26 protein-coding genes and 1 riboswitch are annotated in these 23462 nt (G+C 55.6%); of the genes, 16 read left to right on the top strand and 10 right to left on the bottom strand.

Annotated elements, in window-relative coordinates:
* Positions 1-59 precede the first annotated feature (59 nt).
* The 7 genes from IB237_RS11615 (at position 60) to fghA (ending at position 5793) form a co-directional block, all read left to right on the top strand.
* Positions 60-971: a DMT family transporter gene (locus tag IB237_RS11615; protein WP_192488894.1), complete on the top strand. Its 912-nt coding sequence runs from the start codon at positions 60-62 to the stop codon at positions 969-971.
* A 387-nt stretch (positions 972-1358) separates the two neighbouring features.
* A complete protein-coding gene (locus tag IB237_RS11610; RefSeq protein ID WP_192488762.1) occupies positions 1359-2066 on the top strand; it encodes a hypothetical protein in 708 nt (235 codons plus the stop codon).
* Between the two features lie 162 nt (positions 2067-2228).
* Positions 2229-3356, top strand: a complete 1128-nt coding sequence (locus IB237_RS11605; RefSeq protein ID WP_192488761.1) for an S-(hydroxymethyl)glutathione dehydrogenase/class III alcohol dehydrogenase — start codon at positions 2229-2231, stop codon at positions 3354-3356.
* Positions 3356-3814, top strand: a complete 459-nt coding sequence (locus IB237_RS11600) for a GNAT family N-acetyltransferase (RefSeq protein WP_371815305.1) — start codon at positions 3356-3358, stop codon at positions 3812-3814. Before IB237_RS11605 ends, IB237_RS11600 begins: the two co-directional genes overlap by 1 nt.
* Positions 3811-4251, top strand: a complete 441-nt coding sequence (locus IB237_RS11595) for a YaiI/YqxD family protein (protein ID WP_192488760.1) — start codon at positions 3811-3813, stop codon at positions 4249-4251. Before IB237_RS11600 ends, IB237_RS11595 begins: the two co-directional genes overlap by 4 nt.
* A 21-nt stretch (positions 4252-4272) precedes the next feature.
* Positions 4273-4935 (top strand): DUF1345 domain-containing protein, encoded by a 663-nt coding sequence (locus IB237_RS11590; RefSeq protein ID WP_192488759.1) that lies wholly within the window; start codon positions 4273-4275, stop codon positions 4933-4935.
* 24 nt (positions 4936-4959) lie between these two features.
* Positions 4960-5793, top strand: coding sequence for an S-formylglutathione hydrolase (gene fghA / locus IB237_RS11585; protein WP_192488758.1), 834 nt, complete (start codon positions 4960-4962; stop codon positions 5791-5793).
* Between the two features lie 302 nt (positions 5794-6095).
* Here the strand turns inward: fghA and IB237_RS11580 are convergent, their stop codons facing one another.
* The 5 genes from IB237_RS11580 to crcB all read right to left on the bottom strand — a co-directional run bounded on the left by IB237_RS11580 (position 6096) and on the right by crcB (position 9654).
* Positions 6096-6674 carry a hypothetical protein gene (locus IB237_RS11580; RefSeq protein ID WP_371815288.1) on the bottom strand — a complete coding sequence of 193 codons (579 nt, stop codon included), beginning with the start codon at positions 6672-6674 and terminating at the stop codon, positions 6096-6098.
* A 75-nt stretch (positions 6675-6749) separates the two neighbouring features.
* Positions 6750-7544: an ATP12 family chaperone protein gene (locus IB237_RS11575; RefSeq protein ID WP_192488757.1), complete on the bottom strand. Its 795-nt coding sequence runs from the start codon at positions 7542-7544 to the stop codon at positions 6750-6752.
* 12 nt (positions 7545-7556) lie between these two features.
* A complete protein-coding gene (locus tag IB237_RS11570) occupies positions 7557-8216 on the bottom strand; it encodes an HAD-IA family hydrolase (RefSeq protein WP_192488756.1) in 660 nt (219 codons plus the stop codon).
* Positions 8213-9205 carry an RluA family pseudouridine synthase gene (locus tag IB237_RS11565; RefSeq protein WP_192488755.1) on the bottom strand — a complete coding sequence of 331 codons (993 nt, stop codon included), beginning with the start codon at positions 9203-9205 and terminating at the stop codon, positions 8213-8215. The genes IB237_RS11570 and IB237_RS11565 overlap by 4 nt, the downstream gene beginning before the upstream one ends.
* Positions 9206-9276: 71 nt before the next feature.
* Positions 9277-9654 carry a fluoride efflux transporter CrcB gene (gene crcB, locus IB237_RS11560; protein ID WP_192488754.1) on the bottom strand — a complete coding sequence of 126 codons (378 nt, stop codon included), beginning with the start codon at positions 9652-9654 and terminating at the stop codon, positions 9277-9279.
* 152 nt (positions 9655-9806) lie between these two features.
* Here crcB and IB237_RS11555 point away from each other — a divergent pair, with 152 nt between their 5' ends.
* The gene (locus IB237_RS11555) at positions 9807-10097 is read left to right on the top strand and encodes a hypothetical protein (protein ID WP_192488753.1); all 291 of its coding nucleotides are present in this window, start codon (positions 9807-9809) and stop codon (positions 10095-10097) included.
* A 108-nt stretch (positions 10098-10205) separates the two neighbouring features.
* Here the strand turns inward: IB237_RS11555 and IB237_RS11550 are convergent, their stop codons facing one another.
* Positions 10206-11207 (bottom strand): copper chaperone PCu(A)C, encoded by a 1002-nt coding sequence (locus tag IB237_RS11550; RefSeq protein ID WP_192488752.1) that lies wholly within the window; start codon positions 11205-11207, stop codon positions 10206-10208.
* An 84-nt stretch (positions 11208-11291) separates the two neighbouring features.
* A complete protein-coding gene (locus IB237_RS11545) occupies positions 11292-11681 on the bottom strand; it encodes a hypothetical protein (RefSeq protein ID WP_371815287.1) in 390 nt (129 codons plus the stop codon).
* 175 nt (positions 11682-11856) lie between these two features.
* Here IB237_RS11545 and IB237_RS11540 point away from each other — a divergent pair, with 175 nt between their 5' ends.
* The 7 genes from IB237_RS11540 (at position 11857) to IB237_RS11510 (ending at position 19898) form a co-directional block, all read left to right on the top strand.
* On the top strand, positions 11857-12048 hold the full coding sequence (locus tag IB237_RS11540) for a DUF3008 family protein (RefSeq protein WP_192488890.1): 192 nt from the start codon (positions 11857-11859) through the stop codon (positions 12046-12048).
* A gap of 121 nt (positions 12049-12169) precedes the next feature.
* A riboswitch (glycine riboswitch) is annotated at positions 12170-12257 on the top strand.
* 153 nt (positions 12258-12410) lie between these two features.
* Positions 12411-13550, top strand: a complete 1140-nt coding sequence (gcvT, locus tag IB237_RS11535) for a glycine cleavage system aminomethyltransferase GcvT (protein WP_192488751.1) — start codon at positions 12411-12413, stop codon at positions 13548-13550.
* Positions 13551-13579: 29 nt separating this feature from the next.
* The gene (gcvH, locus tag IB237_RS11530; RefSeq protein WP_192488750.1) at positions 13580-13942 is read left to right on the top strand and encodes a glycine cleavage system protein GcvH; all 363 of its coding nucleotides are present in this window, start codon (positions 13580-13582) and stop codon (positions 13940-13942) included.
* Positions 13942-16806, top strand: coding sequence for an aminomethyl-transferring glycine dehydrogenase (gcvP, locus tag IB237_RS11525; protein WP_192488749.1), 2865 nt, complete (start codon positions 13942-13944; stop codon positions 16804-16806). Before gcvH ends, gcvP begins: the two co-directional genes overlap by 1 nt.
* Positions 16807-16972: 166 nt before the next feature.
* Positions 16973-18787, top strand: a complete 1815-nt coding sequence (locus IB237_RS11520; RefSeq protein ID WP_305852549.1) for a methyl-accepting chemotaxis protein — start codon at positions 16973-16975, stop codon at positions 18785-18787.
* A gap of 203 nt (positions 18788-18990) precedes the next feature.
* Positions 18991-19302, top strand: a complete 312-nt coding sequence (locus IB237_RS11515; RefSeq protein ID WP_192488748.1) for a flagellar basal body protein — start codon at positions 18991-18993, stop codon at positions 19300-19302.
* Between the two features lie 38 nt (positions 19303-19340).
* Positions 19341-19898 (top strand): hypothetical protein, encoded by a 558-nt coding sequence (locus IB237_RS11510; RefSeq protein ID WP_192488747.1) that lies wholly within the window; start codon positions 19341-19343, stop codon positions 19896-19898.
* 80 nt (positions 19899-19978) lie between these two features.
* Here IB237_RS11510 and IB237_RS11505 read toward each other — a convergent pair whose 3' ends face one another.
* Positions 19979-20482 (bottom strand): hypothetical protein, encoded by a 504-nt coding sequence (locus tag IB237_RS11505; protein WP_192488746.1) that lies wholly within the window; start codon positions 20480-20482, stop codon positions 19979-19981.
* Positions 20483-20623: 141 nt separating this feature from the next.
* Between IB237_RS11505 and IB237_RS11500 the strand changes: the two genes are divergently transcribed.
* Positions 20624-21892, top strand: a complete 1269-nt coding sequence (locus IB237_RS11500) for an MFS transporter (protein ID WP_192488745.1) — start codon at positions 20624-20626, stop codon at positions 21890-21892.
* Positions 21893-21945: 53 nt separating this feature from the next.
* Here IB237_RS11500 and IB237_RS11495 read toward each other — a convergent pair whose 3' ends face one another.
* Positions 21946-22758 carry a ferredoxin--NADP reductase gene (locus IB237_RS11495; RefSeq protein ID WP_192488744.1) on the bottom strand — a complete coding sequence of 271 codons (813 nt, stop codon included), beginning with the start codon at positions 22756-22758 and terminating at the stop codon, positions 21946-21948.
* A 191-nt stretch (positions 22759-22949) separates the two neighbouring features.
* The gene (locus tag IB237_RS11490; RefSeq protein ID WP_192488743.1) at positions 22950-23456 is read right to left on the bottom strand and encodes a DUF934 domain-containing protein; all 507 of its coding nucleotides are present in this window, start codon (positions 23454-23456) and stop codon (positions 22950-22952) included.
* Between the last annotated feature and the right edge of the window lie 6 nt (positions 23457-23462).

The following is a 23462-nucleotide window of genomic DNA, read 5'->3' as shown; positions in this document are numbered from 1 at the left end:
TTTCTGCCGCTGCTGTTCGGTGATGACAAACAGCAAATGTGGTGGCAGCAGACATGGCAATGACGCAGGATAATTCCAGCAGCAATTCCTTTCGTGGCATGATGATCATGGCCGGGTGCATGGTGGTCTTGCCGGCCATGGATGCCATTGCCAAATACATGGCCACCTACGGCGGCATGTCACCGGGTCAGGTCACCTTCTACCGTTTCTTTTTCCAGCTGGTTTGCACACTGCCGCTGTTGCTGGCGGTGTCGCCCAAGGCGCTGTTGTCCACCCGCCGGCCGTTTCTCAACCTGTTTCGCGGTGTGTTGCATGCCGCCGCCAGCCTGATGTTTTTCGTGGCGGTCAAATACATGCCGCTGGCAGACGTGTTTGCCATCTACTTTGTTGAGCCCTTCATGCTGACCATGATGTCGGCGCTGTTTCTGGGCGAGAAGGTTGGCTGGCGGCGGTGGCTCGCCATCGTCATCGGTTTTGGCGGGGCGATGATCGTCATTCAGCCAAGTTTTGAAATCTTCGGTCTGAAATCGCTGCTGCCGGTGGCATGCGCATTCCTCTTTACACTCTATCTTTTCCTCAACCGCGCCATGGGTGACGGCGACACACCTTTGACAATGCAGACCATGGCCGGCATTGGCGGCACATTGTTTATGGCGGTAGCGCTTGGCATTGGCCATTCGCTTGGCGACGTGGATTTTGAGATATCACTGCCCGGTAACAGCCAGGCATGGCTGCTGCTGATTCTGCTCGGCGCGATCTCCGGTTATATGCACCTGTTGGTCGTCAAAGCATTTCGACTCGCCCCGATCTCGCTTCTGGCGCCCTTCCAGTATTTCGAAATCATCTCGGCAACGGCGCTGGGATTCGTTCTGTTCAGTGATTTCCCAAGCCCGTCCAAGTGGCTCGGCATCCTTATCATCGTTGCATCGGGCCTTTTCATCATCTGGCGGGAGCGTGTTCGCGCCACCTGAAGGATAAATCGCCATATGGATGGAGGAAAATTCATTTCCTCACACCAGCAAGATAGCTGTTGCACAAGATAACGGACAAGATTCGACAAGGACAAAACCGGAAAAAATCATCCGGTTTGCTGGCGATCCGCACTATTATGCGCAAAGGTGCGTTACTATTTTTCTCAAATATCTTTGCGCATTTCTGCCGTTGATCTCTTGATGCCACAGGGATTGAAACAGTCTTTTACGGCCACAGAAGTCCGCGTCCCGGACTGGCACAAGAACAACAGATCATTCAAATTTTACCTGAAATGTGAAGGCTTCATTAGCCGTCTTTATTGGCATCTCGTAAACCGTTCGCATCTACGCTTTGCCCAGTTTCATGATGAAACGGAGAGACGAAAGATGAATAATATGGGTGCTGCTTTCCCGCTTCCCGGCGAGGAAACAGGGCAGCGTTATATTGATGATACGACCTTTTTACGAAAACGAGCATTTCCAGACGGCATCAAGACAACAGCAGACGTTACGGCACTTATTGCGTTGAACCGGACGATTTCTCCCGACTCGGACGGCTGGGCCAGATTTTTTGTCGATAGCCTGACTGACTTCATTGTCTTTCACAGCTATCCGCAAGGGTCGATGGACACCTATAATGCCGACTGGTTTGTTGCGACCTTTGCGCCGGAAGGCATTATTCACAACAAGCTGAAACTGGCACTGTTACAAAACATCATCCGCAAGGCCCGTTATACACCGGTGTCACTGCGGGTCCTGGCGCTCAATCAGTTGCGGCTGGCCATTATTGCCCGCAAGGGCGCCTATGCGGATTTCCGTTCTGATGATGCGGTCATTACCGCGCAGGACATGGACTATATTGCCAGCCTGATCGACCTGCCATTGCAGACAACTGAAACATCCCTCCAGGCAGCCGAGCTTGCAGTGCTGCGCCATATCGATAACGCCGTCAAAGAAGATGGCAACCATCCCGACTGGGTGGAACTGATGGAAACCGTCAAAACCCTGTCAGCCCGCAAATCCTCCCGCATGCAAAGCAATGGCTGGCTGCAACTCAATTCCGACATGCTGTTTGGCGACGCCGCCAAAGCCTGAAACCCACCCCCGTGCGACATCCTTGTGTCCAGCTTCGCACGGGGCGCATGAAACTCCGCTATTGCCTTATAACGAATTAGTTTTTTGCATTTTTCGCCTTGTTTAGAATAACAAGCTCAGGCAAAAGTCTGACATATAACAATTCGCTCAAGGAGATACCCGATGGATGTACGCGCAGCAGTCGCCGTGCAGGCAGGCAAACCGCTCGAAGTCATGACCGTCCAGCTTGACGGCCCACGCGCCGGTGAAGTGCTCATCGAAGTCAAGGCAACGGGTATCTGCCACACTGATGATTTCACGTTGTCGGGCGCTGATCCGGAAGGCCTGTTCCCGGCCATTCTCGGCCACGAAGGTGCCGGTATCGTTGTCGACGTCGGCCCCGGCGTGACCTCGGTCAAGAAAGGCGACCACGTTATTCCGCTCTACACGCCGGAATGCCGCGAGTGCTACTCCTGCCTGTCGCGCAAGACCAACCTCTGCACCTCGATTCGCTCCACCCAGGGCCAGGGCGTGATGCCTGACGGTACTTCGCGCTTCTCGATCGGCAAGGACAAGATCCACCACTACATGGGCTGCTCGACCTTCGCGAACTACACGGTTCTGCCGGAAATCGCGCTGGCCAAGGTCAACCCCGACGCGCCGTTCGACAAGATCTGCTACATCGGTTGCGGCGTGACTACCGGTATCGGCGCCGTCATCAACACCGCCAAGGTCGAAATTGGCTCAACGGCAATTGTTTTCGGTCTCGGCGGCATCGGCCTCAACGTGCTGCAGGGCCTGCGCCTTGCCGGTGCGGACATGATCATCGGCGTGGACATCAACAATGACCGCAAGGAATGGGGCGAAAAGTTCGGGATGACGCACTTCGTCAACCCGAAGGAAGTCGGCGACGACATCGTGCCTTACCTCGTCAACATGACCAAGCGTAACGGCGACCTGATTGGCGGCGCGGACTACACATTCGACTGCACCGGCAACACCAAGGTCATGCGTCAGGCGTTGGAAGCCTCGCACCGCGGCTGGGGCAAGTCGGTCATCATCGGCGTGGCCGGTGCGGGCCAGGAAATCAACACCCGTCCGTTCCAGCTGGTGACCGGCCGTAACTGGATGGGCACTGCCTTCGGTGGCGCGCGTGGCCGTACCGACGTTCCGAAGATTGTGGACTGGTACATGGAAGGCAAGATCCAGATCGATCCGATGATCACCCACACCATGCCGCTAGAAGACATCAACAAGGGCTTCGAGCTGATGCATTCCGGTGAAAGCATTCGCGGCGTGGTGGTTTATTGATTACCTCGCAACCCTATACGGTCGATGTGCGGAGGCTCAACGAGTTCTCCGCCATCGAACTTTACGCCATGCTGAAACTGCGCGTGGATGTGTTCGTTGTCGAGCAGGAATGCCCCTACCCGGAGCTGGATGGCAATGACATCGACTGCCTGCATTTGCGGTTGATGCATGGTGATGAGTTGCTGGCCTGCGCGCGGCTGTGGCGCCCCTCAAATGAGGTGTTGCCACGCGTTGGTCGCGTTGCCGTGTCGCCCGATCATCGCGGCAAGAAACTCGGCGAAGCGCTTATGCGGGAAGCCATTATTGCCTGCGAACGCGAATATCCCGGCGAGGCCATTGAGATATCGGCGCAAAGCCATTTGCAGCGCTTTTACGGCTCGCTCGGGTTCACAGTCACATCGGAAGAATATGTCGAAGACGGCATTCCGCATGTCGATATGATACGGTCTGCACCATGATCTATGTTGACGCCGATGCCTGCCCGGTCAAACCGGAAATCCTCAAAGTTGCCGAACGGCACGGTCTGGAAGTGACATTCGTCGCCAATTCCGGACTGCGCCCGTCGCGTGATCCGATGATCAAGAATGTCATTGTATCCAACGGATTTGACGCCGCCGATGACTGGATTGCAGAACGTGCCAAGGATGGTGACATTGTTGTCACCGCCGATGTGCCGTTGGCCGGACGCTGCGTGTCCGCAGGCGCACTGGTGACAGGCCCGACCGGACGGGTGTTTGACGTTGCCAATATCGGCATGGCAACCGCCATGCGTGACCTTGGCCAGCACCTGCGCGAAACCGGCGAAAGCAAGGGTTACAACCCGGTTTTCAGCCCGCGTGATCGATCAGCTTTTCTCGAGACACTTGACCGTCTTTGCCGCAGGGTCAAAAAATAAACCGGCAAACAGGGGAAAGCCATGCGTGAAGGCGGAAAACGGCACGGCATCGACAGGCGTCATCGCCCCTTCCTGATCGCGCTTTTGCTGGCGGCACTCTCCCTGCCCGCCTCCCTGTACCTGATGCCGGAGCTGGCCATCGAAATTGCCGCGCTGATCTTTTTCTTAAGTTATCTGGCGCAGATCGCACGGCGCCTACACCTGTTGACGGCAGCCCATTTTAAAGCCCATGCCGATAGTGATGATGCACCAGCCATTGCCATCATTACAGTGACGCTGGTTGCCGTTGCCGTGTCGGTTGTCTCGCTGTTTTTTGCCCTGAACCACGCAGAAGGTGAAACCGTGCCGGCGCTTGCCATGGCGTTTGCTTCCGTGCTGCTTGGCTGGGTGACCATCCACACCATGGCCGCCATGCATTACGCCCATCTGTTCTGGCGGCCCAACGGTCGTGCCGACCATACGGAGCATAAGGGCGGCATGGATTTTCCAGACACGGAAGATCCCGGCGTTTATGAGTTTCTCTATTTCGCCTTCGTCATTGGCATGACGGCGCAAACCTCCGACGTTGGTGTCACCACCACGGTAATGCGCAAGGCAACGCTTGCTCATTCCATCGTTTCGTTTTTCTTCAACACCGTGCTTGTCGCAGCCTTCGTCAACGCTGCGGTGTCACTGGCCGGTTGATCCCTATACTCCAAGGAAAATTGCATGAAAATCATCTCCCAGAACACATCTTTCGGCGGCATGCAGGGCGTATTTGCCCATGATTCAGAAAGCTGCAAATCCGAAATGACCTTTGCGGTCTATGTGCCACCAAACGCGATCTCGGAGCCTTGCCCTGTTGTCTGGTATCTCTCCGGCCTCACCTGCACCCATGCCAACGTCATGGAAAAGGGCGAATACCGCCGCATGGCATCGCAACTCGGCCTGATCGTCATCTGCCCGGATACCAGCCCGCGCGGCAATGACGTACCGGACGAACTGACCAACTGGCAGATGGGTAAAGGCGCTGGTTTCTACCTCGACGCCACCGAAAAGCCCTGGGCCGAACGTTTCCAGATGTACACCTACATCACCGAGGAACTGCCTGCCCTCGTCTCGCAGCATTTTCGCATCGACATGAACCGTCAGGGCATTTTCGGCCATTCCATGGGTGGCCATGGCGCGATGACCATCGCCCTGAAAAACCCGGAACGTTTCAAGAGCTGCTCGGCCTTTGCACCAATCGTTGCACCAACCAGCGCCGACTGGTCGGCACCGGCACTGGAAAAATACCTCGGTGACGACAAGGCGACATGGCGCAAATATGACGCCTGCGAACTGGTCAAGGACGGTGCCCGTTTCCCGGAATTCCTGATCGATCAGGGCAAGGCAGACAGCTTCCTTGAAACCGGCCTGCGCCCATGGCTGTTTGAAGAAGCGATCCAGGGAACGGATATCGGCCTGACGTTGCGCATGCACGAACGTTATGACCACTCCTATTACTTCATCTCGACCTTCATGGACGATCACCTGAAGTGGCACGCTGAACGTTTGGGCTGATTGGCGAATAGCTGATTGGCGCACCTCCGCTTGGAGATGACGTTGCGCCACCCACGACCCTCATTCCCGCACGTGTTGCGGGAATCTAGTCATCCCAAGTCCTTGGGATGGAAAATATACTCTTTTCGCCGCGCAAATGCGCGGCGACTGGATCCCTGTGACATCCCTCGGGTCATACCCGAGGACAGGGAAGAGGAAGAGTGGCGCAAGCATGCGCCACACAGATATGCGTTCACCGGCAGCATAACCTTACGTTATGCAAAAACGTAAGTGCGATGAACCCGATATAAGCAGCTATTATCTCAAGGAAAAAGTGCGGTCGCCAGCGTTGCCGGAGCCGGCTTGGCCAGTTGGAATTCCTGAATGACCCGCGAGGCAACGCCATAGGCCAGATCACGCTCAAGGCTGTCCTTGTCCAGGCCGTAAACCGTGGCCGTAAACTTCGCCTCGGCAATCACTTCCCCCGTCGTGACCGCCGCTGCCCGCACCACGACCCGTGCTGATGAGCGAGCGCCCAGCAGGAACGGCTCTTTTTTCACTGATGCCAGACGAATGGTCAGCACCACACGCGGCCGCACAGTGGCGCGGCTAGTGACATCAATCGATTCAGAAACGTAGGAATGCACCATCTGCATCAGGCGGTGCGAAATTTCCGGCTGGGCGGCAACAAAGGCGCCGCGCACATCATAGACCAGCCTGTTTTTGTCGGCATCGTCAGGCATAAGCCGGAACGACATCAACGCCAGACAACACACCAGAAACGCGCCGGAACGCAGCACGGAACAACCGAAAACGCCTGTTGAACCAGATGTATGCGCGCGTGCAATTCCCGCCCGGTTTCCGAACACGAAAACCGACCAGAACGCTGTGATGCGCTGCAACTGACGTCTCATAATAACGACAACCCCGTCCCTGGGAATATGCCGCTATGATTTCCCGTTAGGGTTACGGAAGCGTTAAGAACCGCTTCTCAGTGATGCAAAAACATCGGCTGCAGCCTGCATGTCCACAAGGCGGTGAGCACGTCGCTGCGTGGCCTCTTCATCCTCACCCCAATGTTCGGCCGTCCAGTCTTCGTCCAGATGGGCAAAGGTCCAGATGTCTTCGAGGCTCCAGGCGCCCTCAGCAAAGGCCACCGCCAGAATGGCCGAACCGGTGATGGTGGTCATGGTGTGCAGTGCTGCCAACTCAAGCGCCGTATCATATTTGCGCAGCGTCACCGCAAAGGCAGCAACCGCTTCGCGCGGCTGTTCCTGATGAATAATGCCTTCCACCAGAATGAAGCGCGCACCGAGACTGTTGGCCGCCCAGTCAATGACCGGATCCCACAGATCGCCCTGACGCTCCACAAGCTCCTGCGGTTCGCCGGCCCGGTAGCACAAGAGATCGCTGGAGGAAAACCGCAAAATGTCTTCAAACACTGCCTGCGTATCTATGGCCACACCATCAATCGCCGTATTGACCGTGCGGGTGATTGGCATCACCGCCGGATTGACGACCTCTTTCTGCGCATCCCATTCCAGACACAGCAGGTCAGCAAGTGCCAGTGTCGGCACCACCAGCGGCTTTTTGGCCGGCGTACGAACTGGCTTGCCATCCAGCAACACCGAGAACTGGCCGTCATCGGCCTCGCCAACCGTGACCTCCTTGTAGAAACGCTTTGGCAGCGGTTTCTGCATCTGGATTTGCGCACGCAAAATAGGGTCCGGATGGCTCAAGCCTTCGGTCAGATCGTTCAACAGATCACGCATGATTAAGCCTCATCAATTCGCCTTGATATAGCCCGGTATTTCTCTGGGGTGAGCAACAACGGCATCGGCACCGGCCGCCCAAAGCTCAGGCTCGCTGGCATATCCCCACGCCACGCCAATTGCCGTGGCACCTGCAGCCTTTGCCATCTGCATATCATAGATGGCATCGCCAATCACGATCGTATCGGCTGGCACCATGCCGGTTTCGTCACAGCATTCGGTGACCATGCCCGGATGCGGTTTCGACGGGCAGTCGTCAGCAGTACGCGACACGATGAAATGTTTGCGAAAGCCATGGGTGTCCATGATCAGGTTCAGACCACGGCGAGACTTGCCGGTAACCGCACCCATCAGGATTTCTTCACGTGCCGCAAGCGCGGCAATCATCTCGGAAATGCCGTCGAACAAAGGCTCTTGCAGCCCCTCTTCAGCGCGCGTTTCCGCAAAGATCGCCTTGTAATGCGCCGTCATTGCCGTTGCTTCATCATCGACATGCGGTTTGCCCTGCATACGGGCAATCGCGATATCCAGCGTCAGGCCGATAATCGCCTTGGTCTGTTCGATGGTCGGGCGATCATAACCAAAATGTACGAACGTGCGCGCCATGACCTCGTGAATGAGCTTCACACTGTCAACCAGCGTGCCGTCGCAATCGAAAAGTACCAGTTTCATTCGTCGTCCTTGTCGCCATCAGCCTGGTCGAACCCGAGAAGGTTCCAGGTTTGCACCATGTGTGGTGACAATGGCGCAGAGACGCGCAGACGACCACCGGATGGATGCGGAATGTCGATATGGCGGGCGTGAAGATGCAGGCGCTTCTGAACACCACCGGGGAAATCCCAGTTGGGATCATCGATATAATATTTCGGGTCGCCAATGATTGGATGGCCCATCTGCAAGGCGTGAACGCGAAGCTGGTGCGTACGGCCCGTATAAGGCTCCATCTCAAGCCAAGCCATGGTCTGCGCGGCCGTATCGATCACACGGTAATAGGAAATGGCGTGGTCAGCGCCCTCCTCACCATGGGTAGCAACGCGCATGCGGTCGCCATCCGGCGTTTGCTCTTTCACCAGCCAGCTTGAAATCTTGTCCTGATGTTTGCGCGGCACGCCCCGCACCAGGGCCCAGTAGGTCTTCTTGGTGTCACGCTCACGAAACGCTGCCGTCAGCTTCTGCGCGGCACCGCGTGTACGGGCAACAACCAGCACGCCTGACGTATCACGGTCGAGACGGTGCACGAGGCGCGGTTTTTCACCCTTCGGACTGACCCAGGCTTCCAGCAGGCCATCGATATGGCGTGTAACACCTGAACCACCCTGCACGGCAATGCCAGCGGGCTTGTTGAACACGAACACCTTGTCGTCTTCATGCAGTAGCATACGACGCAGCAGCTCACCGTCTTCGGCGTGCTTGAGGTCCTTGGAGCCAATCGGCCCGCCTTTGACCTTGGCATCAGAATCGATTGGCGGCACGCGTACCATCTGGCCTGGCTGCACGCGGGCATCGGTCTTTACACGTCCGCCATCAACGCGCACCTGGCCGGAGCGCATCAGCTTCTGCAATTGACCGAAACCTAGGCCGGGATAATGCACCTTGAACCAGCGGTCCAACCGCATACCAGCCTCATCGGCTTCAACCTTGATATGCTCGATACCTGCCATGGGAAAATTCCAGTCTCGTTTGTTCTGCCTGCACCAATTATCCGGCAGGCCCTATTATTTAGAACGAGCCTTTAAAACAAAGCGCGGCCCAAGGCCAGCCCGACGCAAACCGCAAGAATTGAAATAACGACACTGGCAACAATATAAACCGCCGAAAGTGCCATTTCCCCGCGCTCAAACAGGCCGACAGCATCAAGAGAGAATGAGGAAAAGGTCGTAAAGCCTCCCAGCACGCCGGTCACTACCAGCAGCCGCATTTCCGTAGACGCATTGAACTTGCGCGCAATCACTTCCGACAGAAAGCCGATTGCCAGGCCGCCGACAACATTCACGGCCAGCGTTCCCCACGGAAAATGTGCACCCCACAGGCGAAGTGCCCAAAGGTTCACGAAGTAACGGGCAACCGAACCGACTGCACCGCCAATGGCAACAAGTAAAACATGAATCATGCTTCCAGCATAATTCAATGCGTTTCGTCCCGATACACCACGCCAAACAAAATCCAATTTTACTAAAATACAACCACGAGATTTAGCAGGAATGCAACTTGCAGGACATAGGATGAACTATGGTCAAGATTGTCAGATAGTGGAAAGAGATCATGACGCAGGTCTTAAGCATTTCGGCAAATACTGCCGCATACGCTATGGAGGCGTTAAAGCCGGCTCAACGCGAACCGAAAAAGACGGTCGTGGAAGAAGCGATCCATGCGCTTGCTCGCCGGGTCGAGCAAGGCAGCGACCAACAACTGCGCGCACTCATTAACGTAGTCAAACCACCATCATTGGCGCTTTATTTCCTGACCAGCAGCCATCATCAAAATCCCCAGGCGACCTATGAACAGGTTCAGGAAGCTTATGAGGATAACGAGAGCAAACACGAGGCCGCATAGTCCAAGTGAAGAGCTGCCCCTTTAAATCCCCCCCAAGAGAAAAGCGCCGGAGAGATTTCTACGGCGCTTTTTGTTTTTGACAATACCATGAGCTCTCAGAGTAATGCCTCAGTTGTGCTTGTGTTCGCTGGCCTCACCTGGCTTGGCGCTCTGCACCGACAGGGTAATGTCAACCTTGCCTGCCTTTTCGAAGGTCAGGGTAACAGGCACAGTGTCACCTTCGGCAAACGGCTTTTTGACTTCAAAGAACATGAAGTGCAGACCGCCGGGCTTCAGCTCAACTGTCTCGCCTGCCGGAACAGTAATGCCGTCATCCAGCTTGCGCATTTTCATCACTTCGCCCTGCATGGCCATTTCATGCAACTCAACACGGCCAGCCACATCTGATACTGCCGATACTAGCTTGTCATCAGCCTTGCCGGAATTGGTAATGCTTACAAAACCACCGCCAACCGGCTGGCCCGGCAACATGGCCTTGGAGAAACCGCCAGCAACCTCGAGATCACCAAGCTTGACGGCTGCCGCAGCATGATCAGCACCATGTCCAGCGGGTGCCACACCATGATCATGACCACCGCCATGCTCGGCCTTGGCGGCGATTTTCAAAACTGGAGCCGGATTGGCTAGGGAATGGGGGTCCGCACCCTTTTCAGCCACCTGATCCCAGACAACGGTGCCCTTGTCGCCGCACAGCTGCTTGACCTTGAAAGGCAGGTCGGTGCCCGCCTCTACGCCTGATATCTTGCCCTGAAAAACGAAGGTATCGTAAAACTCGTCCGGCAGATTGCCGTTCTTCCAGCGAAATTCAACCGGGCCGCTTTTGATCTCCTTGCCGTGGTTGCTGTAGGCCTTCTGGTAATCGCCCTTGACGATTTCCAGTTCCCAACCAGCCTTTGGCTGTGGTTTGGCGGAAATGAAACCTTCCGGCAACTGCACCTGAACCTCAGTGGTGGCTAGACCACCATCGCAGCCATGCGGCACCTGAAGGGCAGCGACAAATGTGCTTTCCGCCGTCGCGGTTTCATTGACGAAGGTAGAATGGGCAAAGCCCTGTGTTGCAGCAACCGACGTGAGCAATGTGGCATAGGCCAGAACGCTAATCTTTTTCATCTTGTTATCCCTGCGGCCGGTCCCCCGGACCATCAGCCGCCTTATGCCCAAAACAGGCGTTTTCATTTAATGCGTAGCAACGGATCAGATGAAAAAGGGAGGCGCGCGTGCTCTGGATCTTTCCAGAACAGTGGTATCGGCAAGGAAACGCTGCGGGGCTGGGGTGTTGTCCAGCCAGGTAAAGCTGGTGACAAGCCATGCTTCACCGTCTGGCAGCGGCAGCAGAATGGATGAGGCAAGCAGGCAAGCCTCGCAGAACAGCTTGCCGCTGATATCGAGGTGGCCTGCGGGGTCACCGGCGTGACCAAGGGTTGCGCCTGGCGCATCCTCGCCGTCATGTCCAAAGCATATTTCGGCAAAAGTACCGTCTGGCAGACGATAGCTCTCATCCAACACCGGCGCGGCAACCGCCGCCTCAACCGGCTTGTGGGCAAATCCAAGCGACAGCATCAGCATGGCGCAAAAAATGCGCACAAACCTCTCTATCGATTTTGATCTCTTGTTCATGGCCCACCTGTTTACAGCAAAGCGCTCTCTGCTTTTTGCCGCAAATCAAACACGCACGATTTATAACGCGTCCTGCAAAAGGAACAATTGGTTTTCCCAAGGCTTTTCATTTCATCAATGTGCAGTTTCAGGAGATGAAATCATGCCCGCAAAATCCAAGGCACAGCAGAAAGCAGCAGGAGCCGCCCTCGCCGCCAAACGCGGCGAGATCAAGAAATCGTCCTTACAAGGTGCTTCAAAAGAAATGGCCAAGTCCATGACAAAAAAGCAACTTGAGGAGTTCGCCTCCACTGACCATAAGGGTCTGCCGGAGCGTGTCGATAAAAAAGACTGAACGGACAGCACACCTTGTGACATGCCCGTAAAAATGCTTGGGTAACGTCACGACGACAATTATCTGTTCGCCTGCGGCATTTGGTCCTTGCCAAGCCACAGGGTTCGCAGATAATGAGCAAACTTCACCGCTGGGAGAAGCCGCTTAGGTGCGGTGCCGAAGGAGCAACCGCCCCGGAAACTCTCAGGCAAAAGGACCAGCGGGGAATGCATGACTCTGGAGAGAAGCCGCCTTTGCATGAAGGAATAGGCTCGCCGAAGGGATAACAATCTCAGGCGACAAGGACAGAGGGGGCTCTTGAACCGGCGCATTTGCGCCAAAACACGAGCCCGCGCGTTTTCGCGCAACCCTGGAGGCGTCTTTTGGACGATACCGCCGAGCTTAAAATCACCCCGCTTCATTCCCTGCATCTGTCGCTTGGCGCCCGCATGGTGCCATTTGCCGGTTATGACATGCCTGTGCAATATCCAGCCGGTGTCATGAAGGAGCATATCCAGACGCGCACCTCTGCTGGTCTGTTTGACGTGTCCCACATGGGTCAGGTCATCATCAAGGCAAAATCCGGCAAGGTTGAAGATGCAGCGCTTGCGCTGGAAACGCTGGTTCCTGTTGATATCCTGGGCCTGAAAGAAGGCCGCCAGCGCTACGGTTTCTTCACCGATGACAATGGCTGCATTCTCGATGACCTGATGATCACCAACCGTGGCGATCATCTGTTTGTCGTCGTTAACGCCTCCTGCAAGGACGCCGATCTGGCACATATGAAAGCGCATCTTTCCGACAGCTGCGACATTACTCTTCTTGATGATCGCGCGCTGATTGCCCTGCAAGGCCCGCGCGCCGAAGCAGTTCTGGCAGAACTGTGGGCCGGTGTTTCCAGCATGAAGTTTATGGATGTGCGCGAAGTGCCACTTCTTGACGTGTCCTGCATCGTTTCCCGCTCCGGTTATTCCGGTGAAGACGGTTTTGAAATCTCCGTACCGGCTGACAAGGCGGAATTTATTGCCAAGGCACTGCTTGAGCATCCCGACTGTGAGCCGATTGGCCTTGGTGCACGCGACAGCCTGCGTCTGGAAGCCGGTCTTTGCCTTTACGGCAACGACATCGACACCACCACTTCGCCAATCGAGGCTGCACTGGAATGGGCCATTCAAAAGGCCAGACGTGCGGGTGGCGAACGCGAAGGCGGTTACCCCGGCGCATCGCGCATTCTGACGGAACAGGCAAATGGCACATCGCGCCGTCGCGTTGGCCTCAAGCCTGAAGGCAAGGCGCCAGTGCGCGGTCACGCCAAGCTGTTTGCAGATGCTGAAGGCAAGACTGAAATTGGCGAAGTGACATCAGGCGGTTTCGGCCCTTCCGTAGAAGGCCCGGTTGCCATGGGTTACGTGCCGACAGACTATACCGCTCCTGGCACTGCAATTTTTGCGGAAGTCCGCGGCAAGTACCTGCCGGTTAGCGTCGCAGCCCTGCCCTTCATCACACCGACTTACAAACGATAAACTCTTTTAAAGACCTCCCGGAGAGAACCATGTTGAAATTTACCGCTGAACACGAATGGCTGAAACTTGAAGACGGCGTTGCCACTGTTGGCATCACCTCCCATGCGGCCGAGCAGTTGGGTGACCTCGTGTTTGTCGAACTGCCGGAAGTTGGCGCGACATTCAAAAAGAATGGTGAAGCCTCAACCGTTGAATCTGTGAAGGCTGCATCCGACGTCTATTGTCCACTGGATGGCGAAATCACCGAAATCAATCAGGCCATTGTTGATGACCCTTCGCTTGTGAACTCCGACCCGCAGGGTGCCGGCTGGTTCTTCAAGCTGAAACTCGCCAACGCTTCCGATGCTGATGCGCTGCTCGACGAAGCAGCATACAAGGAGCTGATTGCGTAATGACAACGCCAACTGATTTCCATTTCACGGACTACCAGCCCTATGACTTCGCAAACCGTCGTCATATCGGCCCGTCGCCGGCTGAAATGGAGGAAATGCTCAAAGTTATCGGTTACCGCAGCCTTGATGCGCTGATCGATGCCACCGTGCCCTCCTCCATTCGCCAGAAAACCCCGCTGACCTGGGGCGCGGCGCTGTCCGAGCGCGAAGCGCTGGACCGCCTGCGCGAAACGGCAAACAAGAACCAGGTTCTGACCTCACTGATCGGCCAGGGCTATTACGGCACCATCACGCCACCGGTTATCCAGCGCAACATTCTGGAAAACCCGGCCTGGTACACAGCCTACACCCCTTACCAGCCGGAAATCTCGCAAGGCCGTCTTGAAGCTCTCTTGAACTTCCAGACGATGATTTGCGATCTGACCGGTCTTGATGTGGCGAACGCCTCGCTTCTCGATGAAGCAACAGCGGCAGCCGAAGCCATGGCCATGTGCCAGCGTGTTGCAAAGTCCAAGGCAGCCTCTTTCTTTGTTGATGCCAACTGCCACCCGCAGACCATCGCCCTGATTGAAACCCGTGCAGCGCCGCTCGGCTGGAAAGTTATCGTCGGTAACCCGTTCGCCGATCTTGATCCGGTTGATGTGTTCGGTGCGATCTTCCAGTATCCCGGCACCCATGGCCACGTCAGCGACTTCTCCGGCATGATTGCCCGTCTGCACCAGACCGGTGCCATCGCAGCGGTCGCCACCGACTTGCTTGCACTGACACTGCTGAAATCTCCGGGTGAAATGGGCGCCGATATCGCCATCGGCTCCTCGCAGCGTTTCGGCGTACCTGTCGGTTACGGCGGTCCACACGCAGCCTTCATGTCGGTCAAGGACGCCATCAAGCGCTCCATGCCGGGCCGTCTGGTCGGTGTTTCCGTTGATGCACGCGGCAACCGCGCCTATCGCCTGTCGCTGCAGACCCGCGAACAGCACATCCGCCGCGAAAAGGCGACCTCCAACATCTGCACCGCGCAGGTGCTGCTGGCCGTTATGGCATCGATGTACGGCGTGTTCCACGGCCCGCAGGGCATCAAGGCCATTGCCCAGCAGACCCACAAGAAGGCCGTACTGATGGCCAAGGGTCTGGAAAAGCTTGGTTACACGATTGAGCCGGAAACCTTCTTCGACACGATCACCGTTGATGTTGGCCACATGCAGGGCGTTATCATGCGCTCGGCCGTTGCCGAAGGTGTGAACCTGCGCAAGGTCGGCTCGACCAAGATCGGCATGAGCCTTGACGAGCGCACCCGCCCGGCAACACTCGAAGCCGTCTGGCGCGCATTTGGCGGCAACTTTGTCGTTGCAGATTTTGACGCCGACTACCGTCTGCCGAAGGATCTGCTGCGCACCAGCCAGTACATGACGCATCCGATCTTCCACATGAACCGCGCCGAAAGCGAGATGACCCGTTACATCCGCCGCCTTTCGGACCGCGATCTGGCTCTGGACCGTTCGATGATCCCGCTCGGTTCCTGCACCATGAAGCTGAACGCCACAGCCGAAATGCTGCCGATCACCTGGCCGGAATTTTCGGATATCCATCCGTTCGTGCCAGCCAATCAGGCACTCGGCTACAAGGAGATGATCGACGATCTCTCGGAAAAGCTGTGCTCGGTCACAGGTTATGACGCATTTTCCATGCAGCCGAACTCCGGCGCGCAGGGCGAATATGCCGGCCTTCTGACCATCCGCAACTATCACCTTGCCAATGGTGATACGCACCGCGACGTATGCCTTATCCCGACCTCCGCGCACGGCACCAACCCGGCGTCTGCACAGATGGTTGGCATGAAGGTCGTACCGATCAAGGTTCGCGAAAACGGTGACATCGACATCGACGATTTCCGTGAAAAAGCAGAGCAGTATGCGGCGAACCTCTCCTGCTGCATGATCACCTACCCGTCCACCCACGGCGTGTTTGAGGAAACGGTTCGCGAGATTTGCGACATCACCCACAAGCATGGCGGTCAGGTCTATCTCGACGGCGCCAACATGAACGCCATGGTCGGCCTTGCCCGCCCCGGCGACATCGGCTCCGACGTCTCGCACCTCAACCTGCACAAGACCTTCTGCATTCCGCATGGTGGTGGTGGTCCCGGCATGGGTCCAATCGGCGTCAAGGCACATCTTGCTCCGTTCCTGCCCGGCCACGTCGCAAGCGATGGTCGTGAAGGCGCGGTCTCTGCTGCACCGTTCGGTTCACCATCGATCCTGCCGATCTCATGGAGCTACTGCCTGATGATGGGCGGTGAAGGCCTGACGCAGGCAACCAAGGTTGCCATCCTCAACGCCAACTACATCGCAGCCCGCCTCAAGGGTGCCTACGACGTGCTCTACAAGTCCGAAACCGGCCGTGTAGCGCATGAGTGCATCATCGACACCCGCCCGCTGGTGGATAGCTGCGGCGTGACCGTGGATGACGTGGCAAAACGTCTGATCGACTGCGGTTTCCACGCACCGACGATGAGCTGGCCGGTTGCAGGCACGCTGATGATCGAGCCGACAGAATCGGAAACCAAGGCAGAACTCGACCGTTTCTGCGATGCCATGCTGGCCATCCGTGAGGAAGCCCGCGACATCGAAGAAGGCCGCAGCGACAAGCTCAACAACCCGTTGAAGAATGCGCCGCACACGGTGGAAGATCTGGTTGGCGAATGGGATCGTCCTTATTCCCGCGAAAAGGGTTGCTTCCCGCCCGGTGCTTTCCGCATCGACAAATACTGGTCGCCGGTCAACCGCATCGACAACGTCTATGGTGACCGTAACCTCATCTGCACATGCCCGCCGATGAGCGAGTACCAGGAAGCTGCAGAATAAAATGAAATGGCCCGCCTCTGGCGGGCCTTTTTTTAGCGCAAAGCATAGCTCACTGCAGAACAGCGCTCCCAAAAAATTAGTTTCATTAACAAACGATAAAACAAATATAACTAATTATATCCACAGCATATCCCCTCCTACTTTCCTCCCTGTGGATCCCAAGCATATGTCTATCCGCTTCAAGCTAATTGCAAGCATCTCGATGCTATCGGCAGCTATTGCCACGATCGTTGCTGTTTCATTTTTCAGTATTTCCACCATTTCCGAGCGCACTTATTCATTGCTGCAAGACAGAATTCAGCCAATGGCCCAGCTCAAGATGGTTGCAGACATGTATGCCGTCAATATTGTCGACACCACGCACAAAATCGCTGGTGGTGAAATGAGCTGGGAGGACGGCAGCAGCAGTCTGGCAAGCGCTCAGTCAAACATTGACAAGGCTTGGAGTGCTTACGAGAGCAGCTACATGACGCCGGAGGAAAAAAATCTTGCGACGACATTCAAGGCGCATCTTGCCGAATCCGCCCCTGTCTTGAACGAATTGTCGCAAATCATTGCAAAGCGCGACATGCAGTCTTTGGTGATGTTCAGCCGCACCAAGCTCTATCCGACGATTGACCCACTTTCCGGTCCGATCAACGATCTGATCAATTTGCAAATCGAAACTGCAAAGTCCGATTATCAGGCAACGCTCAAGGAAAAGAATTCCATATTCTTCTGGATGAGTGCTCTTAGCCTCGTCGCACTTGGCATCGTTGGTTTCTCGGTAGCTGTCGTTACCGGCGGAGTCTCCAAACCCCTCTCGCGGCTTGAAAACCTGATGCGCCGCATCGCCTCTGGCGACCTTGAGGTAAAGCTGTTTGGCGAAGACCGTAAAGATGAAATCGGCAAGATGATCGCCGCCGTTGCCGTGTTCCAACAATCTGCCATTACCAACCGTCAACTGGAAGCAGATGCCGCCGGTGCCCGTGCGCGCGCCGAGCAGGAACGCGCTCGCCTGACAGCAGAGGCGGAAGCCGCAGCCCAGGCACGCCTTGAAGCCGCAACATCTGGTCTTGCAACAGGCCTGCAGCGCCTTGCTGCTGGTGATCTTGCTTTCCAAATCACCGAACCCTTCTCGGCAGATTTCGATGCGCTGCGCCACAACCTCAACAGCGCTGTCAGCCAGTTGAACACCACCATGATCGAAATCACCCAGGCTGCATTCAGCATTGAAAGCGGTACATTCGAGATCAGCCAGAGTGCAACCGACCTGTCGCGCCGTACCGAACAACAGGCCGCATCTCTGGAAGAAACCGCAGCAGCGCTCGACCAGATCACCGCAAATGTGTCGAATTCCGCGCAGCGCACCAACGACGCCCGCAAGCTGACCGGACAGGCCAATGAAAACGCTAAAAAGTCTGGCGAAGTGGTCGCGAATGCGGTGGCTGCCATGCAGAAAATCGTCCAGTCCTCGACGCAGATCTCCAGTATCATTGGTGTGATCGATGAAATCGCCTTCCAGACCAACCTTCTGGCTCTGAATGCAGGCGTGGAAGCGGCCCGCGCTGGCGAGGCTGGCAAGGGCTTTGCCGTCGTCGCTCAGGAAGTGCGCGAACTGGCACAACGTTCCGCGCAGGCTGCCAAGGAAATCAAGGAACTGATCCGCAATTCCGGCAACGAAGTTGAAAACGGCGTGAAGCTCGTTTCCGAAACAGGCACGGCGCTGAAATCCATCGAAGAGATGATTGACGAGATCAACCACCATGTTGAATCCATCGCAACATCGTCGCGTGAACAATCCACGGGCATGTCAGAGGTCAATGTTGCCGTCAACCAGATGGATCAGGTTACCCAGCAGAACGCAGCCATGGTCGAAGAGACCAATGCAGCCAGTGCTACACTTGCCTCTGAAGCGTCGCGCATGAAACAGCTGATGAGTCAGTTCAAGCTGGGCCAGCAGCAGACGCAAGGTTACGCGCAAAGCCGTTACGCAGCGTAAGACAGAACTTCCTGCCCAAACAGAAAGCGCCGCACTTACCAGCGGCGCTTTTCTTCTAAGTGCACGGCAGGAACATGTCCTGTTTTGCGACAGTGACGATAACTCTGAGAAGATTTCGCTTACCGCGTCGCTTCACCTTTCCATAAGCCGTGCCGCTTAATGTGCACGACAGGTAAATGGGGCCAGAACAGGCAGGGCAACGCATGAGCATTTCAGCAATCACCAGCAACGCTTTATCAGGCATGCAGGCCCATAGCCGAAGCCTCGCAGCAACCGCCAACAATATCGCCAATGTCAGCACGCCAGGTTATGCCCGCCTTGAAACCAGCTTTTCAAGCAACGCCTTTGGTGGTGTTTCCGCTTCTGTCAGCCCATCCAGCGATGGCGCCGGCGTCGGCCTCGCCAGCGAAATGCTTGATAGCATCAATGCCGAAATCGGCTTCAAGGCCAATGCGGTCGTCTTCGAAACTGGTGCCGACATGTGGGACATGTTGCTGACCATCAAGCGCGACTGAACTTTGCAATTAGAGATATGAGTAAGAAGAAATTACTTATGAAAAGCATTCTGGCGAAAGCCGTTATCATTACATCCACACTCTTAGCTGCCCATAATCAAGCCTCTGCCGATGCCCTTATAGACGATCTGAAAGACGCGAAATCCAGGCTATATGGATACGATCTGGGCCCTGTAAATCCAGATGTATATTACGAAGTAATGCAGAAAAACCTGTCCACCAGACTGCCTGGGAAATGGATTCAGATATCCGACATCGAAGTTGACAAGGACAATATAGATAAGAGATGCGAAGCGAATTATTTTGAGTTCGCCCGGATAGACGAATATTCATTCTCGAAAAAATACCAAACTGCCGAAACCGCGGACATCTACATCCTCAAAGCGGGAACGACGTACAGTGTTCGTCGCGACTATCAGCAAGCAATAAAAGACATCGAAAAACTCGGGAAAGATTTTCCGGATTTCGATAAGAATGCAACCCAACGCTCTCTACGGTTCTTAAACCTAGAGCGGATTGTCTTGATGACCAGCGCCAGCACGGTGATTGAAGCATCACTCGAAGGAGCGGTGTCGATGTACGGACGCTGCCCTTGAAACGGCAGCGACCGTTGACTGTACCTCACACCTGACCGCTTAAACTGTCCTGGTAATTACAGAGGCGATGCCTAAATTTATCAGCGCGTCAGCTGAATATCGCTCGTCACAACGTTCTTTCCGTTTGCACCGTCCTTATCGGTGGTGCGCAGGCGCAGGCCGTTATTGCCCACCTTGCTGATGGTCATATTGGCCACCCGGTCGCCATTGATTTCACGGTTCCAGCGCACGGTCAGATTGATAGCATCACCCTGACGTTTTCCGCTGAGCGCTGACGGGCGGCCGGACGGGCCAACATAATTTCCTTTATAGCTGTTGCCACTGGCCGCCAAGTCGGCAGATATCTCACGTTTGACCACCACCAGTCCACGGCACGTGCCTTCCATGCGCAGCGATTGGCCCGCCGGATTGGACTGGAATGTGCAAGTAACCTTCACCGGCGATGCATTGGTTCGCATACGCACGGTGCCGCTACCCTTCCAGCTGCCGCCAAGACTAGCGAGAAACTGGCTTTCATTCGCCATTGCGGGCGGTGCAGCAACAACTGCGGCAAGCATAATGATCGATGCTAACTTATAGCTCATGACGCTGTTCCTTTTCACATGAACAGCCAACGTCCAGCAGTGCCGATAGTTCCTTCACACAGAAGCGTTAACCGTAACAGCAACCAATTTCAAAATCGCGCGTTTCACGCCAGCTTCGCCTCGCATCAGAAAGAGCCGTCGATGACAACGCTAACAACACCCATCCAGACAGACGCCCAATCACTAGGCAAAACCCCGCATTCCGGCATCTCTGACCGTTCACTGCTGGCACTGGCTGTGCTGAACTTTTTCCTGGCCGATGCGCGGGATGGGCTGGGGCCATTTCTGGATGCGTTTCTCGCCACCAATGGCTGGTCGGCCATGCAGCTTGGCCTGATTGCCACGGTCGGTGGGCTGATCGGTCTTGCAGCAACGCCCCTGTGTGGGGCACTGGTCGATAGTTCAACCTGGAAACGGCTGCTGATTGCCGTGCCGGTCATCATCGTCACCGTTGGTGCATTGATCACGCTGATCTTTACCAACGAGGCAGTTGTCTGGACCGGTCAAATCATGACGGCGGTTGTTGGCGCAGTGATAGGACCTGCCCTCGCTGGCCTGACGCTTGGTCTTGTTGGCGAAAAACTCTTTCCACGCCAGATTTCTCGCAACGAGTTCTGGAACCATGGCGGCAATTTCGTCTCGTTATTTGCGACCTATATGGCCGTGTCTGCCTTCGGCATTTCGGGCGTCATCGGGTTGATGATCGTCACCGCTGTCGGCGCTCTTGCTGCCATTGCCGCCATTGATCCGAAACGCATTGATCACAAGGTTGCCCGCGGCCTGGCTGAGGACAAGGGTGAGCCCGGACCATCCGGAATAAAGATACTGCTGAATGAAAAAGGCCTGATTTTTCTGGCCATCATCCTGCTGATCTTTCACTTCGGCAACGCACCGATGGGCCGCTTGATCGCGCAGGATTTTGCCATTGAGCTCAACTCGCCGTTTCGCACCACCGCCATCATTACCGGTGTCGCCCAATTTGCGATGATCTTCGTGGCCGCCGCTGCACCGTGGCTCATTCGCCGGTTTGGTCTGTCGACCATGTTTCTGATTGCGCTGATCGCCCTGCCCATTCGCGGCCTGCTTGCCGCGTCTTTCGAACAGTTCTGGGTTATTTACCCCGTGCAATTGCTTGATGGCATTGGTGCAGGCCTGCTGGGCATTGCCACCCCGGTTGCGGTTGAACGTATTTTGAAAGGCACGGGCCGCTTTAATGTCGGCCTTGCCAGCGTCATGACCCTGCAAGGCATCGGCGCCTCCTTGAGCAACGGCGTTGCAGGCTGGTTGACCACCAAGGGTGGTTACGCACTTTCGCATCTTGTTGGCGGCGGCATCGCGGCCATTGCCATCGCCTTGTTCCTGCTGTTCCGACACGACATCGTGCCGCCGAAGGATGTCCAGAAAGCCTGAAACGCAAAAGGAGACCGCGAGGTCTCCTTTTTCAATTCACAAGGTCTTGTCGATCAACCGACGAAGGCGCGTTCGATCACGAATTCTGCTGGCTTGTTGTTAGCACCTTCATTGAGGCCAGCCTTTTCCAGCAGTTCCTTGGTGTCTTTCAGCATTGCGGACGAGCCGCAGATCATGCCGCGATCGATTTCAGGATCGAACGCAGGTACACCAAGATCGGCAAACATCTTGCCGTTTTCAATCAGGTCGGTGATGCGGCCGGTGAAGGGATAATCTTCACGGGTCACCGTTGCGTAATGCTTGAGCTTGTCGCCAACCAGTTCGCTCAGGAACTCGTGGTTCTTGATTTCCTCGACCAGATCGAAACCATATTTCAGCTCAGCCACATCACGGCATGTATGCGTGAGAATGACTTCCTCGAACTTTTCGTAGGTTTCTGGGTCACGGATAAGGCTTGCGAAAGGCGCAATGCCGGTACCGGTCGAGAACATGTAAAGACGTTTGCCGGGTGTCAGCGCGTCCAGCACCAGCGTGCCTGTCGGTTTCTTGCGCATCAGCACCGTATCGCCCGGCTTGATGGCCTGGAGGTGCGAGGTCAAAGGACCATCTGGCACCTTGATCGAGAAGAACTCAAGTTCTTCATCCCAGGCCGGGCTGGCAATCGAATAGGCACGGTAAACAGGCTTTTCACCGACCATCAGGCCGATCATGGCAAATTCGCCGGAGCGGAAACGGAAACCGGCCGGGCGTGTCATGCGGAAACGGAACAGACGGTCGGTATAATGCTCAACCGAAATCACCGTTTCGGCGTAAACGCCGTCCGGAATCTTGGCTGCGAATTCTTCATTCTTGGCTGGAGCATTCATGCGTTGGTCCGTCCATTTCAGGTCTACGATGGATATTGCAGGGCAATTATACCATTCCATGCCGCATTTAAAGGCATGGAATGTCATAGCTGGTCTACGTTTGAAAAATATGCACCACAATCTCATGTTTTCATGAGATCCGTTGCAAAACACCCACCAAAATTAAGCTTCGGCTTGCAAAATACGAGATGTCATACTGCCGCACGCCGACGCCAGCTGTATGAATCAGTGGTCACAGCTTCCTTTACCGCTGGCTGATAATGAACATCAATGCCGGGAATACGATGTTCAGACAGTCTGCGGATCGCTGTTTCATTGGTCACCGACAGGCTGGAAAAACCGGTGCGCAACATATGCGGAATCTGGTCAAGCAGCACATCGCCCACCGCCCTTACCTCGCCAGCAAAGCCAAGGCGCGAGCGCAGCAATGAGGCGTGGCTAAAGCCGCGACCGTCATTATAGGCCGGAAATGAAATGGCCACCAGCGCAATACGGTCCAGATAAGGTGCCAAACGCAACACATCATCAGCAGGCTTGATCAGCACGCCAAGGTTCACGTCATTGCTTTCCTCTACCTTCACAAGGAAGCTATCAAGATCAAGGATCGCCTGTTGATCGTCAGTGGCCTTTACGTCCTCGCTTTCGATAACCCAGGGGTCGTTCTCGACAAAGCCGCTTTCGTTCCAGATTTTTGTCATGTCCAG

The organism is Agrobacterium sp. AGB01 (assembly GCF_014851585.1).
Taxonomy (GTDB): Bacteria; Pseudomonadota; Alphaproteobacteria; order Rhizobiales; family Rhizobiaceae; genus Agrobacterium.
This window is presented reverse-complemented; position numbering and strand designations above follow the sequence as displayed.

What these genes read in the sequence shown, in the direction of transcription:
- IB237_RS11615 (WP_192488894.1), top strand. Translation starts at nt 60, where the DNA reads ATGACGCAGGATAATTCCAGCAGCAATTCCTTTCGTGGCATGATGATC.
- IB237_RS11610 (WP_192488762.1), top strand. Translation starts at nt 1,359, where the DNA reads ATGAATAATATGGGTGCTGCTTTCCCGCTTCCCGGCGAGGAAACAGGG.
- IB237_RS11605 (WP_192488761.1), top strand. Translation starts at nt 2,229, where the DNA reads ATGGATGTACGCGCAGCAGTCGCCGTGCAGGCAGGCAAACCGCTCGAA.
- IB237_RS11595 (WP_192488760.1), top strand. Translation starts at nt 3,811, where the DNA reads ATGATCTATGTTGACGCCGATGCCTGCCCGGTCAAACCGGAAATCCTC.
- IB237_RS11590 (WP_192488759.1), top strand. Translation starts at nt 4,273, where the DNA reads ATGCGTGAAGGCGGAAAACGGCACGGCATCGACAGGCGTCATCGCCCC.
- fghA (WP_192488758.1), top strand. Translation starts at nt 4,960, where the DNA reads ATGAAAATCATCTCCCAGAACACATCTTTCGGCGGCATGCAGGGCGTA.
- IB237_RS11575 (WP_192488757.1), bottom strand. Translation starts at nt 7,544, where the DNA reads ATGCGTGATCTGTTGAACGATCTGACCGAAGGCTTGAGCCATCCGGAC.
- IB237_RS11570 (WP_192488756.1), bottom strand. Translation starts at nt 8,216, where the DNA reads ATGAAACTGGTACTTTTCGATTGCGACGGCACGCTGGTTGACAGTGTG.
- IB237_RS11565 (WP_192488755.1), bottom strand. Translation starts at nt 9,205, where the DNA reads ATGGCAGGTATCGAGCATATCAAGGTTGAAGCCGATGAGGCTGGTATG.
- crcB (WP_192488754.1), bottom strand. Translation starts at nt 9,654, where the DNA reads ATGATTCATGTTTTACTTGTTGCCATTGGCGGTGCAGTCGGTTCGGTT.
- IB237_RS11555 (WP_192488753.1), top strand. Translation starts at nt 9,807, where the DNA reads ATGACGCAGGTCTTAAGCATTTCGGCAAATACTGCCGCATACGCTATG.
- IB237_RS11550 (WP_192488752.1), bottom strand. Translation starts at nt 11,207, where the DNA reads ATGAAAAAGATTAGCGTTCTGGCCTATGCCACATTGCTCACGTCGGTT.
- IB237_RS11540 (WP_192488890.1), top strand. Translation starts at nt 11,857, where the DNA reads ATGCCCGCAAAATCCAAGGCACAGCAGAAAGCAGCAGGAGCCGCCCTC.
- gcvH (WP_192488750.1), top strand. Translation starts at nt 13,580, where the DNA reads ATGTTGAAATTTACCGCTGAACACGAATGGCTGAAACTTGAAGACGGC.
- gcvP (WP_192488749.1), top strand. Translation starts at nt 13,942, where the DNA reads ATGACAACGCCAACTGATTTCCATTTCACGGACTACCAGCCCTATGAC.
- IB237_RS11520 (WP_305852549.1), top strand. Translation starts at nt 16,973, where the DNA reads ATGTCTATCCGCTTCAAGCTAATTGCAAGCATCTCGATGCTATCGGCA.
- IB237_RS11515 (WP_192488748.1), top strand. Translation starts at nt 18,991, where the DNA reads ATGAGCATTTCAGCAATCACCAGCAACGCTTTATCAGGCATGCAGGCC.
- IB237_RS11510 (WP_192488747.1), top strand. Translation starts at nt 19,341, where the DNA reads ATGAAAAGCATTCTGGCGAAAGCCGTTATCATTACATCCACACTCTTA.
- IB237_RS11505 (WP_192488746.1), bottom strand. Translation starts at nt 20,482, where the DNA reads ATGAGCTATAAGTTAGCATCGATCATTATGCTTGCCGCAGTTGTTGCT.
- IB237_RS11500 (WP_192488745.1), top strand. Translation starts at nt 20,624, where the DNA reads ATGACAACGCTAACAACACCCATCCAGACAGACGCCCAATCACTAGGC.
- IB237_RS11495 (WP_192488744.1), bottom strand. Translation starts at nt 22,758, where the DNA reads ATGAATGCTCCAGCCAAGAATGAAGAATTCGCAGCCAAGATTCCGGAC.
- IB237_RS11490 (WP_192488743.1), bottom strand. Translation starts at nt 23,456, where the DNA reads ATGACAAAAATCTGGAACGAAAGCGGCTTTGTCGAGAACGACCCCTGG.